Here is a 14,005-nt window from a genome sequence, read left to right on the forward strand (position 1 = left end):
AATCTCTCGCCAAGCGGTTACAACAAATTCGTTCACCACTTGCAGCGAGTATTGTCAAATCACTGGCGAGCTTCCGAAGTTGTGCGAGAAGGCGACAAAATTAAGCGCATTCCGGCTCTGTGGCGGGGACTTCAGATTTTACCGTGCTTTGTTGATGCAGCCATCGCGGAGGATGAAGATGGCAGCAACCGCCCCCATATCCCGAACTGGGCTTGCATCAAAACTATTTGTGCTGATGGCGGATTGCAAGAATTAACTCAAACCCGCACGGTTACAGGCACTTCAGCGATTGCAGAAATTCCAGCACCCTCTCAAATAGCTCAAACCGTTGTGGTTACAGACGTTACCAGCAATTCTGAAATTGTTACAACATCTAAAAACCCTACAACCCTCATGGTTACAGACGTTACAGCGTTACAGGGTAAAAGTAGCCAATCTGAAAAAACACCATCACCTGACATTGCAGAGAGTGTTAAAAGTAGAGTCGAGTCTCAACCAGTAACTGATGTAACGCCTGTAACAGCGCCTGTTACACCCGCTTTTGACCCAGAAGCCAAACCGCGTAACAATTCAAAAACTTGTAACAATTCGATCGCCCCTCAACTCCAATTCACCCCCGGTGAGCGAGTGAAAGTTTCGACCCAGTATCCCGGCGCCGAGGAGTACAAAGGCGAGCGAGCCACCGTAATTGAGGTGTGGAGGGATGGGCGACAATGCCTGCTTGTTGAGCTTGACCGCGAAGTGACAATTCTCGGTAAATCAAAAAAACAACTCTACCTTGACCGGCGTTATTTAGTTTTAGAATCCGCTGCCGACTCAAATCTCAACGAAAACGAACTAGAACTGGTTGAGCGTGCGCTCCAAGCGATCGCCGACAATGACCCCGCAGCAGCCCGTGATGTCTATTGCCGCGTCCATGAATTGGGAGTCAAAGAAGCGGTGAAAGCGATGCTAAGCAACGATGAGAATGAGGATTTTAGACGGCTAGTTAAACTTTGGAAGAAAAGCCAAACTCAACTTTAATCTAAGACCAAGACGCCTGTCAGAGTTTGGTGTATACCCGCAATATTGGTTTTCCTGACCTAGCCTTAGCGCTTTTAAGCCCTGGGTCAGGATATGCTCATAACCTGATGAAGCTGTAGCAGTCCTAGGCGTTGGCTCAGGATATGCCTTTATCTTGACCTAGCAGCACCTGCTTAGAGTTCTATATGGGGAAAATCTATCCCATCGGCAATAGTCTAGACCGATTGCTTGTTGCACTGCTGCACGGATGGAGTCACAATTGTTGCAGGTGAGGCATCCAGCTACGATATTTTTTGCGACTAGAAGGGATTGCTGAGTATTTAGAAGAGGGGATGGGGTGAGATGGGAGAATTTGCTGACAAGTTAGCGGCCAAACCACTTTTCTATCAATGTGCTTATCTGGGTAGCTTGCTGCCAAATTATGTCAAGTCAGGTCATTTAGAAAAGTATTATCAAAAACTGACAGATTTTAACTTCTTGATGGCAAAGATTCAGCATTCTGAGTTTGGGGTGCAGGCACTGATTGATGATTTCAATTTGGTTGGCGCTTCAGAAGCAGTAACCCACCCAGAATACAACCCAGAAACAGCGAAAGCCCTGAACTTGATTCTAAGGGTACTGTGGATGTCAGCTGATATTTTGGATGGAGATAAGGCGCAACTGGCAGGGCAGTTGTTAGGGCGCTTGCCGTACTTTAACATTCCAGAAATTCAGGCAATGCTGGAAGTAGCAAAGCAGTGGAAAGCAGCACCTTGGTTGCGTCCTTTGACACCATGTTTAACTCCCCCTGGTAGAGGACTGCTACGCACTGTCAGAGGTCACAGCGAACCGGTAAATGCAGTAACCGTTACTGCTGATGGGAAGCGGGCAATCTCTGGTTCAGATGACAATACTCTCAAAGTCTGGGATTTAACCACCGGAGAGGAACAGTTGACTCTCAGAGGTCACAGTGACTCGGTAAATGCAGTAGCCGTCACTGCTGATGGCAAACGGGCAATTTCTAGTTCAGATGACAAGACCATCAAAGTCTGGGATTTAACCACTGGAAATGAACAATTGACTCTCAAAGGCCATAGCCACCGGGTGAATTCAGTTGCTGTGGCTGCTGATGGGAAGCGGGTAATTTCCGGTTCAGATGACAACACCCTCAAAGTTTGGGATTTAACAACTGGAAAGGAAGAATTTACTCTTAAAGGTCACAGTGACTCGGTAAATGCAGTAGTTGTCACTGCTGATGGGAAACGGGCGATTTCTGCTTCAGAAGACGGCACCCTAAAAGTCTGGGATTTAACCACTGGAAAGGAACAGTTGACTCTCAAAGATAGGTACGAGGTACTAACAGTTGCTGTGACTGCTGATGGGAAACGGGCGGTTGCTGGTTCGTGGATCAACATTATCACAGTATGGAATTTAACAACTGGAAAGGAAGAGTTTACTATCGAAGGTCACACCAAATCAGTAAACGCAGTAGCCCTTACTCCTGATGGCAAGCAGGCGGTTTCTGTTTCAGATGACCAAACTATTAAAGTCTGGGATTTAACCACTGGGATAGAATTGTTTTATCTCCAAGGTACTAGTTACTTAATAAATGCAGTAGCCATCGCTAATGATGGGAAGCGGGCAATTTCTGGCTCATCGGACAACACTATTAGAGTATGGGATTTAACAGCTATAGAGGAAAAATTTACTCTCACTGGTCACAGCGGCTCGGTAATTTCAGGCGCTATTAGTGCTGATAGCAAGTGGGCGATTTCCGGTTCAGAGGACAAAACTCTCAAAGTTTGGGATTTAACAACTGGAAGGGAAAAATTTATTCTTACTGGTCACAGCGACTCGGTAATGTCAGTCGCCATTAGTGCTGATAGCAAGTTGGCAATTTCTGGTTCCTGGGACAATACTATCAAAGGTTGGGATTTAACAACTGGAAAGGAAGAGTTTACTCTCACTGGTCATACCGATTCAGTAATTTCAGTTGCCGTTATTGCTGATGGAGTGCGGGCGATTTCTGGTTCCTGGGACAACACTATCAAAGTTTGGGATTTAACCACTAAAAAGGAACTGTTTACTCTCAAAGGTCACAGTAAGTTTATAAATACAGTAGCTGTTACTGCTGATGGCAAACGGGCGATTTCTGGTTCATCGGACAATACCCTCAAAGTCTGGGATTTAACAACTGGAAAGGAAGAGTTTACTCTCACGGGTCATACCAAATTAGTAAATGCAGTAGCCGTTACTGCTGATGGCAAACGGGCGATTTCTGATTCATGGGACAACACTTTCAAAGTTTGGGATTTAACCACGGGAAAGGAAGAACTTACTTTCAAAGGCCACATAGTCGCCATCACTGCTGATGGGAGACGGGCGATTTCTGGTTCAGATGACAACACCCTCAAAGTTTGGGATTTAACCACGGGAAAGCAAGAATTTATTCTTAAAGGCCATACCAAACCAGTAAACGCAGTAACCGTCACTGTTGATGGCAAGCGAGTAGTTTCTTGTTCAAAAGACGGCACCCTAAAAGTCTGGGATTTAACCACTGGCATTGTCATAGCCAGTTTCACTGGTGAAAACTCTATCGTCTGCCGCGCCATTGCACCTGATGGCTCAACAATTGTGGCAGGCGAGCGATCCGGCCACGTCTATTTACTGCGACTAGAAGGGAGAGAGTTACTAACTACAACATAAGTTATCTTACGCAATTATCGGCAAGGTCGAATTTGTCCAGTTTAACCTGATTAGAGGTAAGGTGTCATAGCCTTCTAGCTTCTCCGTGCTGACAATCCCACTACATGGTTTAGCCTAAAAGCCTAAGAGCATCTAAAAACCTATAGGCGATTAAAAATCTACAGTCTGCTTACTAAGAAATTTCGATAAAACTTCATCAAATCAGAATATCTACTTAATGAAATTGTAACGACTTCAAGCTCTAGGCAGGGATAATAGATTATCTCCGCCTAAACCCCTCGCAGGATTTTTTCGGCGGCTTACCATTTATATTTCGTAGTTACAATTTAAGATTTAAGTCGTTGGAAAAATCTCCGCACTGCCGTCCGCCAGGACACCTAAAGCATTGTGTCACGCGCTTGAAGCTATTTAATGACCTTAGCTACATCAGGCTCTGGCTCTGGATATGCTCATATCTTGATCGTTCATAAGTCTTTACAGGCAGCTAGAGTGGCTCTTAACGGACTCGCGAGCGGCTTTGGCAGAATATCAGTTAGTGTTCCATCTATGAAACGTACCCTTGGTTAATATGCCGAATGAATCTGATGAGTTTGATGAATTACTGAAAAACTTTCGCCCCAATCCTGACTTACTGGAACAACTGAAAAACTTTCACGGTGAAGAGAAAGAAGTTTCCATTTTGTTCGTGAATCTTTACGGAGCTGAGCGCTTAACTCAGCAAATGGAAGTAGAAACTCGCGTCGAGCTGTTCAACCACTATTTTCAAGTGATGGTGGAGACTGTTTTTGAACATCAAGGCACAGTAGATAAATACATTGGCTCAACGATTATGGTAGTTTTTAAATCACCACTGCCCCTAGAAGACCATCCACTGATGGCAATTAAAGTGGCTTTGGCAATGCGAGAGCGACTACCAGAAATCAACAGTTCCTGGTTCCCAGAAGAGCAACATCCGCTGAGTATAGGAATCGGCATCAATACAGATCGTGTTTTCTGTGGTAATGTTGGTTCCCCTCAACGAATGGACTTTACTACCGTGGGGCATGGGGTGAATGTGGCTAATCATTTGAGTCAACAAACGCAGCAATATGCCTGCGACATTTTGATCGGTCAAAAGACGTATGAAAGTTGTGCGGAGTATGTTCAAGTGAGAGAAAGAGACTCGACCCAACTGAAACCTGAAGGAAACCCATTCAATGTTTATGAGTTGATTGGATTAAATGCTTAATTTTTGTCGAGCCAAAATCTTGCTTTATGATTCCAACAACTGATATTGTCCAAAAACTGTGGAATCTGTGCCATGTCGTGCGGGATAACGAAAGTTGGAGATACCAAACCTCACCCTGCATCCCCAGCCGATTGCAAAAGTGTGCAAAATTTGTCACACTTCGGAGTTTTGAGACAGGGGCAAACTGTCTGGCTTCTGTCTCAAAGCTAGATTTTTGGGGCTGCTTTGGTTGCCAAGACGTTTGATCCACCGTTGTCTAAAAATGGCACCCCACTTCTAAAAGCTAGAGAGGCAGATAAAAATCAAAAATATTCTCTCTTCTGACGTAGCAGCAAGGGTTACAAGTCCTAGGCGGGGAGATTTGGCTATCCTGACGTAGCCCTAGTGGTTGCAAGTTTTAGGGCTGAGAATATATTTATCTTGATGACTCTGTAGTAGTAATTTGGGGCTTGAGTTATGACATCTGACTTGCAGCAATACAGAAAACCCTAATCAACTTCTTAAAAGCGAATGCTATGCTTCTATTTATGTATGGAAGGTATAATAAAGTAGCTCCTATGGAAAAAAGAGACAATTTTACCAAAAAAATTGTAGACGCATTGGCAAGACGAGCTTCATACATTTGTTCTCAGCCCGAATGCAAAGTTCTCACCATCTCTCCATCCGATACTATCTCGGATAAGTATTTGTACATCGGCAAGGCCGCGCACATAACTGCAGCAGCAGTTGGCGGACCACGATACGATGAGTCACTTAGTTCCCAAGAGCGAGGAGCAATCGAGAACGCAATTTTTCTCTGCTCTTCTTGCGCTGATATGATCGACAAAAACAATGGTGCTGATTTTTCAACGAGTACCCTAAAAAAGTGGAAATTGCAGCATGAAGATTGGGTTCGACGTAATCTCAACAAATCAATTTTTTCATTGGTTCCTACTGCTATAAGTTTATCAGTACGCTCCGATCGATTACTATTTGCAAAGCTTTTAGAGGAGTTTTCTTACAATAGCAACATGATGTATCTACTTCGTGATAATGATGTCGGAAACCCATTTCCCGCCGAATGGTTACAAGATGTTGACGATTTTACCCAAGAATGGAACGATGCGTTTCATGAATTTATAGACCCTAAGCTTGAAGGTAAGCGAAAAGACTTTATGGTAAAAGTTACCTCGTTTCAAAATGGGTTACGGTCTATTACTTGGAGAATGGAAAATGGTGATTTATCTGTGCAATCCTATAAATTTAAAGAAGAAGATCCTCGGTGGGAAAAAATAAATGAATTAAATGCTATGGGAACAGAAGCACACGACGCACATCAAGAACTTGTTAGAACTTGTAAGGCAACGCTTGGCGACCCAGAAGTGAGTTAACACTTCATGGCAGGGGTGGTTAAATTAGTGTTTCATAACGTAGCGACAAAGGTTAGAAGCTTTAGGCGGAGAAATTAGAGTTGCTAGCTAATGTAGCGGCAAGGGTTACAGGGCTTAGGCTGGGAAATAGTGTATCCCGGCCTAGCCAAAACACTTTTAAATTCAGGGTCAGGATATGCGGATTTGGTAGCGATCAGCAATAATTTGGGACTTGGGTTTGTGACTCCCCAGTCTCAACAATACGGAAAACCCTAATCAGCTTGTTAAGAGCGAAAGCTACACTTGATAAATCCTTTTGCGAAAAGTAACTATGAGCAACAGCCCTCAAAATCAAGACTCGCTTGGAGAAAAACTTAAAGCGGCTTTTGATACGAATAATTCTGACAAAAATTATAATGCTTCCAAAGCACTCGCTAGTTCCATACCAGCAATCGGGTCCTTAGTTGAAGGCTTTATCGACAGCTATATCGGTTCTCCGGCAACGAAAAGGATGCGTAAATTTTTACAAGCTTTAGTTGAAGAATTAAACCAGGTAAAATCTAAAATTGAATCAGTTGATTTTGAGAATCCCGTTTTTCTGACAACTTTTCTCCATGCGTATCAGATAGCTGCCCGCACTCATCAGGAGCAAAAACTTGAAGCTCTGAAGAATGTAGTTCTCAATTCATCCATCCCTAGAGCCTTAGAGGATGATATTTTAGCAATGTTTCTCAATTGGATTGATTATTTTCCCGAACTTCATATCTCTACTCTTAAACACCTTCACTACCTGGATAGGTATGCCCCAGAGCAATTAGACACATATTTTCCTATGTTGGAGAAATATAGGGGTGTATACAATCAGGTTTTAAAAGATTTGGCAGATCGGGGTTTGATAAGTTTAAGAGAAAAATACATTACGCAAGAAGATAAAAATAAGCAAAGGGTAGGGGGTCCCATACCTTACACTATTATGGGTAACAGCTCTAATCTACCCAAAAGAAATACCCAAAAAGAGATTTTTAGGCTTCGAGAAGATATTGATACTCTTCTCAAAGAAAGTCGTTTATCTAGTCAAGCAAGTAAAACCACAGAATTAGGAAAGGAGTTTATTGAATTTATTGAATCTCCCTCTATTCAAACTGAATCTATGTAAAATTTATTACTTTCAAATTGCTCTCTTTAAACCAGGATATTTCCCCGCCTATCCATTTATAAAAATGGTAGTATGCTGACCGAGCCGTAACAGTTGCAAGCCCTAGGCTGGGAAATACTTATAACCTGACCTAGCCGTAAGAGTTTTAAGCTCTAGGCTGAGAAACTGTTTGCAGCTTGGGCTGACGGTAAGTTTGTAGTACCAGTTTGGTTAGATGTAATTTATGGGCGGTTGCGTGAAAAGATGGAGGGGTAGGGAGGGCGAATTGTGAGTAATTGGTATGATCGTAAGTAGCGGGCAGTCCAGAATGGAGCAAGTTATAATCTTTAGGGATAAGTGAGACGTGGGTGCGATCACACTTGTCGCATACTAATTCAGAACACCGTCAAATACAGATAAAAATGGGTATTAAGGATTTATATTCAAAGCGCAAGAAGCTTGCTGAGCGTGGCAACCAGCCAGATGTCTATCAATATACAAATTTGCCAATCGAGTTCCGACGCCAGGTAATATTTATTTGGCGTACTGCTATCGGGTCTTATCGCGTAGAAGCCTTTGCTTACGAGCCACCAGTGAATCGTTGGTGGCGCATAATTCATGACTCGCTTGCTAAGGAACTAGGTTGGTTCAACCTTGGAAACGATTTCCATGATCCCTTTGAGCAATGTAAATCTTTTTTGCTTAATAATGACACTTCTGTTGAACATCACCTCGATCTAATTGAACTTACATTTCGCCACATAGATGAAGATATTCGCGAATTCTTGCGAAACCATCCGTCTCGTGAGCTAAGTACGCTTCAACCTCCTGATGATGCTATTAGCGAGTTAAATCATCGCTTTCGGGAACACGCAATAGGCTATCAGTACAATAACGGTCAAATCATTCGTGTTGATTCAGGTTTCATCCATACTGAGGTTGTTGTTTCCGCGCTCAGCCTACTCTCTAGTCAGGATTTCAAAGGAGCTGAGCAAGAATTCCGAAGTGCCCATGAACACTATAGAAAGAAGGAATACAAACAGGCAATCGTTAATGCACTGAATGCTTTTGAGAGCACTATGAAAACAATCTGTGATAAGTGTGGGTGGTCTTACTCCGACAAGAATAATGCTAAAGATCTTATTGGCATCGTGCTTGAAAACGAGCTTGTGCCAAAGTATCTTCAAAACCATTTATCAGCCTTACGGTCTGTTCTTGAAGGGGGTGTACCCACTGTTCGCAATAAAACATCTGGTCATGGTCAAGGGATACAACCTATAACCGTGCCTGAATACTTAGCCGCATACGTGTTGCACCTTACCGCTTCAAATATAGTTTTCCTCGTAGAAGCATATAAGGCTAAACAAGGCAACTTGGAATGAAGGGTAATCGCCCATTCATTTTCAGGAGTGTTCAATCAAATCTAACATCGTTTCAATATTCGATTCAATTTCTTTTATTCCTTCAGATGTAACCCAAACATAGCCAGAAGGAAGATCGGAGTCGAAATCCCAAACTATAAAACCTTTGTTTTTTAAAAAGTCAACCCCATTTAAAATATCTCTTTCAGATAATTTTTTTAAATGGGGGTGCTTAATAAGTTCATCAACTTTAATCTCGTTTCTTGGATTACTTTCAATAAATGTATAAATACAACATAAGATCTGAAAACGTTTCTTTTTATATTGATTTTCTTTGACGAGGTTCATAGCTAATCTTAATAAAAGCTGGGTACAATCACTTATGTTAATTATAGCTCAAGATTGTATCAGCCTTTATTGCCTTGGGAAATTAATACCAAAATGTACACTTTTCTCGCCTAAAGCCCTAGCGAGATTTTTTCGACGGGCTGCTAAATCTTTGCTGAAACGAAAAAGCTGGTTTCAGACCGTCGGGAAAATAGCCAGCACCTATTTTTAATGTTTTACTCTTTGTCTTACGTTCAGTCTTACCCTTATCCCTACTCTCTTACTTTTATCTCAAAGCTAGATTGTTGGGGCTGGTTTAGCTGCCAAGATACTTGATGCACTGTTGTCTAAAAATGACATCCCACTTCTAAAAGTTAGAGAGTTAAACAAAAGTCAGAAATTTCTGTATCCTGACCTAGCCGTAACCGTTTCAAGTCGTAGGCGGGAATTCTCTAATATCCTGATGAAGTCCTACGTTGGAAAATAGGCGTTGCTTAATCAGGGTATGAAAAAAATAAATTGAAAATCCCGAAGTTTTGTGGATACTGGTTTCTCTAACTTGCTGATTTAGCCCTTCATACCCTAAATCAGCAACGCCCGAAAATAAATGATTATTATAGCAATCCGATCTGAGTCTCACAACACAACGCCCTCTTGTCTTCCTAGACTTCTTGTATAGCAAGACCTTCAGATTTTACCGAGCTAGAAAATCACTTAGGATTGCTATAAAATATGAATTTACCTAGGATAATTAGTATATTTATCCTGTGAGCATCTGTTGGCTCATTTATTGAATTTGAGCAGAAAACTACTGCAAAAGTGCCTGATAATTCCCTTTATCTGTGTGCATGGATGTAGTCCAAAAAGTAAAATCTAGGACGAAGCCAGAATCTCAGCCAAGTGTAAGCTCCTAGACCTAGTAGTGCTATCACAACTAAGGGTAAGCCCACATAAAGTCGCAATTCATCAGGAAAGAGAGCAACAGCGCAAACAGTAACCACAAAGTAGCCTAAAAGCAATGCTTGTAAGCGTTGCACGACCAAAAGTGCTTTTCGACAGCTACTACAATGTTGGGTGTGTTGTTTGTAGCGATCGAGTGTTAGTTGGCGATCGTTATTGATATTCCGTGTCGGTGGAACATGGATTCCCACTTCGCTCCACGGGAGTTGTCCGTGACAATAGCCGTCAAACCACTTCCTAAACTCAATTACGAAACGATCTGCACTTGTAGGTAACTGATAAGCAGTTTTCCAGCTTTGGGTAGATTTTGCTTGTTGGAGGAAATACTCTTGCTGCTGTAGAAGAACCATATCTCCATCAAGAACAACATTGCGATTGGTGATGTGATCCCACCAACGGGGTTTGAGACGATAGAGTGTTTTGCCAAAGTTACGGGCAAATAGAGCGACAATTCTAGACTTCCCAGGAGACACAGGTATACAGTAGGTGATCAATCCTAACTTTTTGCTGTCATCGCCAAAAATGAACGCATACTCCAAGCGAGAAGGTGGTTCAAAAGTAATTTTTGTTTGAAAAGGCCCAACTATTGCCCCTTCAATCAAATTGGGTGTTGATTGCAGGATTTTGAACGCAATCGGTCTTGCTTGTTTGCGATTGCCCTGCACGCCGTGATGAGCAAAAGGAACATGACTTGGATCTGCTACATTTTCCACAAGGGTTTCCCAGTCATATTCTAAATCTCGTACAAAAGAAGACCAAACAAAGCCTTGAGTTGCATCTATTTGCGGTGATAAAGGTAAGGGTGTATTTGCAGCTTGTTCGCTTGATTTTGCATCTGGCCAAATCCAGAGTAAATCCTGTTGCTGACGAACTGGTAGTGCTACAGCACACAGATTTTCTTTATTCTTGCTTACAAGTTCTGGATTTTCCGCTTGGGGAATATGAGTACAAATTCCCTGCTCATCAAATTGCCAACCGTGATAGCTACACATTAAATTCCCTGTTTCGTCATCAATGCGCCCCTCACTTAGGGGCGCAAGGCGGTGGGGACATCGATCTAAAAACACTTGGAAAGTTTCAGATGATTTGGATTTCCAGATAACTAAACGCAGTCCCAAAAGTGTTACTGAAGTTGGTTGCTTGGGATCTAAGTCTTCGAGGGGTATCATAGGATACCAATGCTCAAAAAAATTGAATTCTGGTTTCATTTGACAAAAAATTAGGGTATCGGGGGTAGGGAAAGAAAAAGACCTCCAAGTTCCCTTGGGTTAACCTGCGCGCTCACACAAGAAATGGAGGTGTCCTTATATTTTACCCCTGACCTTCGGCAGCAGCGCCGGCATTCCGCTGCGGATTATTCAAAAAATCAGTGGTCACAACAACCTCGAACAATTGCAGCACGGAGAAAGAGGTGAAGCCGGATCAAGTCAATGGAGCGAGCGCGAGTCTTTCCATGCTTTCCTACACGGGAAAAGGGTAATAGCCCGATGAAGTTGTAGCGCTTTTCACCCCTAGGCTGGAAAATATACAAAGCTGACTCTCGTACCAGAAAAGCAACGCATTAAACCAACGAAACTACCTATGACAATTGGCAAGCTTGAACTCATCATCAAAATTAACGAACTCCCGAATAACGTAGAGACTAACAAAGACAACTGGAAAACCTTTGAGCTTGACTGCGACGGTCGGGTAGTGTCCGTTACTGTTAAGCCAAAAATATGGAAGAAGCTTGAGGATGCTGCTGCCAACTATCCCATGTGGGTGGCTGCTATCGGTGGCAAAATGGGTGAATCAACCTCTAACGGCTTTGTGCTATCAGACCCAAATATCCAAGTCTTTGAGAAAAAACCGAAGGAACCTAAACCTGAAGCAGAGCAGTGACAGAGGTTTGAGGAGCAATTGTGCAGAAACTGCGGACAGGGCTGAAAGCCTCGCTTAGCAAGGATTTAAGCTAAATCAGTTAGCAAGCCATTTACCGCAAATTGGCTTGCTAGCTAATCTAACTGACCCGTCTGTTGTTTTAATCCGGAACTGTTATAATCGCGTGAATTGTGATTGAGGTTTGGGATGCAAGTCCGGTTGGCGCACATGGATGATTTGGATGAGGTGACGCGGTTGTTTGATCGCTATCGCATCTTTTACGGTCAGGTTTCAGATATTGATGCGGCTCGTCAGTTTATCCAGATGCGTTTCCAACAGGGTGACTCAACAATATTGATTGCCTTGGATGAACTTCAGGGTGTGGGTTTTACTCAGCTTTATCCGAGTTTTTCGTCAGTTTCAATGAAACGAGTTTGGATTTTGAATGATTTATTTGTGGAAGAAATGGCTCGTTGCCAAGGCGTTGGGACACAATTAATGCAAGCGGCGGAAAGCTTTGCACGTCAAACGGGTGCCGTGAGAATTGCATTATCTACGCAGATGACCAATCAAAAAGCGCAATCACTTTACGAATCTCGTGGGTATGTCAAAGATGAGGTGTTCTATCATTACTCACTCCCGTTGTAACTCATGTATATTGCTTATCCTGATGTAGTCGCACTGCTTTCAAGTCCTAGATGGGGAAATTGATTTTTCTAAGCTACTTACAGCGAGTACAGACTCTCTCGCCCTTGAGACACCTGAGAGAGTCTGCACTTAGGCTACCTTTATACCAATATATTTTGGGAGGTTTCCCAGCTTAGTTATCAAAATTAGGGTAAATTGTGCCTACTCTTCTCTCTACGCTTCATTGATCCCTTATAAACTTCCCATCAAGTAATCATGACCGCGCACAGCCTTTCGCCAATTAAACTGAACCTCACGTGACTCTGGAGGAATAAATGCCTGGCTGCTACAGGGATCGTGTGTACTCGATGATACAAGCTTAATCGGGTATAGGATTTGAGTAATTAGATTGTTATCGAAGTCAGCCTCGATCAGATTGGACAGTTGGCTGAGTGCCTTTGGGATTTCAGTTATCTGATTGTTATTAAGGTAAAGCTTTCTAAGATAGGACAGTTGCCCTATTGCATCTGGGATTTTAGTTATCTGATTTTCACTAAGGTCAAGCTCTCTCAGATTCGACAGTTGCCCTATTGCATCTGGGATTTTAGTTATCTGATTTTCACTAAGGTCAAGCTCTCTCAGATTCGATAGTTGTCCCAGCTCCTCTGGGATGAAGCCAATCTCATTCTTATGGAGTTCAAGGCATCTCAGATTCGACAGTTGCCCGAGTTCCGCTGGAACGGAGGTGATCTGATTGTTGCGGAAGTAAAGAGTTGTCAGATTCAACAGTTGCCCGAAGGTGTCTGGGATAGAGGTAATCTGATTGCTTTCGAGGCAAAGGAGTGTCAGATTGGACAGGTGCCCTACAGTCTCAGGGATAGAGGTAATTTGATTGCTGTCGAGGTAAAGCTTTATCAGATAGGACAATTGTCCTATCTTTTCAGAGATGGAGGTAATCTGATTGTTATTGAGGGAAAGCCCTCTGAGATTCGTCAGTTGCCCAATCGCTTCTGGGATAGAGGTAATCTGGTTGTGACCGAGGCAAAGCCGTGTCAGATTAGACAGTTGCCCGATCACTTCAGGAATTTTGGTAATTTTATTGTTATGCAGGTAAAGCGTTGTCAGATGGGACAGGTGCCTGATTGCCTCTGGGATTTCGGTAATCTGATTCCAACTAAGGTCAAGCCCTGTCAGATGGGACAGGTGCCTGATTGCCTCTGGGATTTCGGTAATCTGATTGCTACTAAGGTCAAGCCCTGTAAGATGTGACAGTTGCCCGATGGTTTCTGGGATGGAGGTAATCTGATTGTTATTGAGGTGAAGCTTTGTCAGATTGGATAGTTGCCCGATGCTCTCTGGAATTTTAGTTATCTTAAGTAGTTAAGCAAAATTAATTACATAATTATCTCCAAATTCTTTAAGAATTCTTTCTACAGATGAAACAAGAGAT

The 14,005-nt window shown here is 42.7% G+C and carries 10 protein-coding genes and 1 pseudogene; 8 read left to right on the top strand and 3 right to left on the bottom strand.

Going from position 1 to position 14,005, the window contains the following annotated elements; genetic code table 11:
- The 6 genes and pseudogenes from QUA38_RS21275 to QUA38_RS21300 all read left to right on the top strand — a co-directional run.
- Positions 1-1,023, top strand: a pseudogene (locus tag QUA38_RS21275) (DUF3854 domain-containing protein); the annotation flags it as partial.
- Between the two features lie 342 nt (positions 1,024-1,365).
- Positions 1,366-3,708, top strand: a complete 2,343-nt coding sequence (locus QUA38_RS21280; RefSeq protein WP_333165260.1) for a WD40 repeat domain-containing protein — start codon at positions 1,366-1,368, stop codon at positions 3,706-3,708.
- 568 nt (positions 3,709-4,276) lie between these two features.
- Positions 4,277-4,936 (top strand): adenylate/guanylate cyclase domain-containing protein, encoded by a 660-nt coding sequence (locus QUA38_RS21285; protein ID WP_333165263.1) that lies wholly within the window; start codon positions 4,277-4,279, stop codon positions 4,934-4,936.
- Positions 4,937-5,493: 557 nt separating this feature from the next.
- Positions 5,494-6,306, top strand: a complete 813-nt coding sequence (locus QUA38_RS21290) for a hypothetical protein (protein ID WP_333165266.1) — start codon at positions 5,494-5,496, stop codon at positions 6,304-6,306.
- A 310-nt stretch (positions 6,307-6,616) separates the two neighbouring features.
- A complete protein-coding gene (locus tag QUA38_RS21295) occupies positions 6,617-7,441 on the top strand; it encodes a hypothetical protein (protein ID WP_333165269.1) in 825 nt (274 codons plus the stop codon).
- A gap of 401 nt (positions 7,442-7,842) precedes the next feature.
- Positions 7,843-8,802, top strand: a complete 960-nt coding sequence (locus QUA38_RS21300) for an STM4504/CBY_0614 family protein (protein WP_333165270.1) — start codon at positions 7,843-7,845, stop codon at positions 8,800-8,802.
- 21 nt (positions 8,803-8,823) lie between these two features.
- Here QUA38_RS21300 and QUA38_RS21305 read toward each other — a convergent pair whose 3' ends face one another.
- Entirely contained in the window at positions 8,824-9,129 is a 306-nt protein-coding gene (locus tag QUA38_RS21305) for a hypothetical protein (RefSeq protein ID WP_333165273.1), read from the bottom strand.
- Between the two features lie 815 nt (positions 9,130-9,944).
- The gene (locus QUA38_RS21310) at positions 9,945-11,276 is read right to left on the bottom strand and encodes a Rieske 2Fe-2S domain-containing protein (protein WP_333165278.1); all 1,332 of its coding nucleotides are present in this window, start codon (positions 11,274-11,276) and stop codon (positions 9,945-9,947) included.
- Positions 11,277-11,649: 373 nt separating this feature from the next.
- On the opposite strand from QUA38_RS21310, the gene QUA38_RS21315 reads away from it, so the two are divergent.
- Positions 11,650-11,949, top strand: a complete 300-nt coding sequence (locus QUA38_RS21315; protein ID WP_333165283.1) for a hypothetical protein — start codon at positions 11,650-11,652, stop codon at positions 11,947-11,949.
- A gap of 207 nt (positions 11,950-12,156) precedes the next feature.
- Positions 12,157-12,576 (top strand): GNAT family N-acetyltransferase, encoded by a 420-nt coding sequence (locus QUA38_RS21320; protein ID WP_333165284.1) that lies wholly within the window; start codon positions 12,157-12,159, stop codon positions 12,574-12,576.
- Between the two features lie 231 nt (positions 12,577-12,807).
- Here QUA38_RS21320 and QUA38_RS29460 read toward each other — a convergent pair whose 3' ends face one another.
- Positions 12,808-13,926 carry a leucine-rich repeat domain-containing protein gene (locus QUA38_RS29460; RefSeq protein WP_445305085.1) on the bottom strand — a complete coding sequence of 373 codons (1,119 nt, stop codon included), beginning with the start codon at positions 13,924-13,926 and terminating at the stop codon, positions 12,808-12,810.
- Between the last annotated feature and the right edge of the window lie 79 nt (positions 13,927-14,005).

Source organism: Microcoleus sp. Pol12B4 (genome assembly GCF_036701385.1).
Taxonomy (GTDB): domain Bacteria; phylum Cyanobacteriota; class Cyanobacteriia; order Cyanobacteriales; family Microcoleaceae; genus Microcoleus.

Coding starts and splice junctions, on each gene's coding strand:
- QUA38_RS21280 (WP_333165260.1), top strand. CDS start 1,366: ATGGGAGAATTTGCTGACAAGTTAGCGGCCAAACCACTTTTCTATCAA.
- QUA38_RS21285 (WP_333165263.1), top strand. CDS start 4,277: ATGCCGAATGAATCTGATGAGTTTGATGAATTACTGAAAAACTTTCGC.
- QUA38_RS21290 (WP_333165266.1), top strand. CDS start 5,494: ATGGAAAAAAGAGACAATTTTACCAAAAAAATTGTAGACGCATTGGCA.
- QUA38_RS21295 (WP_333165269.1), top strand. CDS start 6,617: ATGAGCAACAGCCCTCAAAATCAAGACTCGCTTGGAGAAAAACTTAAA.
- QUA38_RS21300 (WP_333165270.1), top strand. CDS start 7,843: ATGGGTATTAAGGATTTATATTCAAAGCGCAAGAAGCTTGCTGAGCGT.
- QUA38_RS21305 (WP_333165273.1), bottom strand. CDS start 9,129: ATGAACCTCGTCAAAGAAAATCAATATAAAAAGAAACGTTTTCAGATC.
- QUA38_RS21310 (WP_333165278.1), bottom strand. CDS start 11,276: ATGAAACCAGAATTCAATTTTTTTGAGCATTGGTATCCTATGATACCC.
- QUA38_RS21315 (WP_333165283.1), top strand. CDS start 11,650: ATGACAATTGGCAAGCTTGAACTCATCATCAAAATTAACGAACTCCCG.
- QUA38_RS21320 (WP_333165284.1), top strand. CDS start 12,157: ATGGATGATTTGGATGAGGTGACGCGGTTGTTTGATCGCTATCGCATC.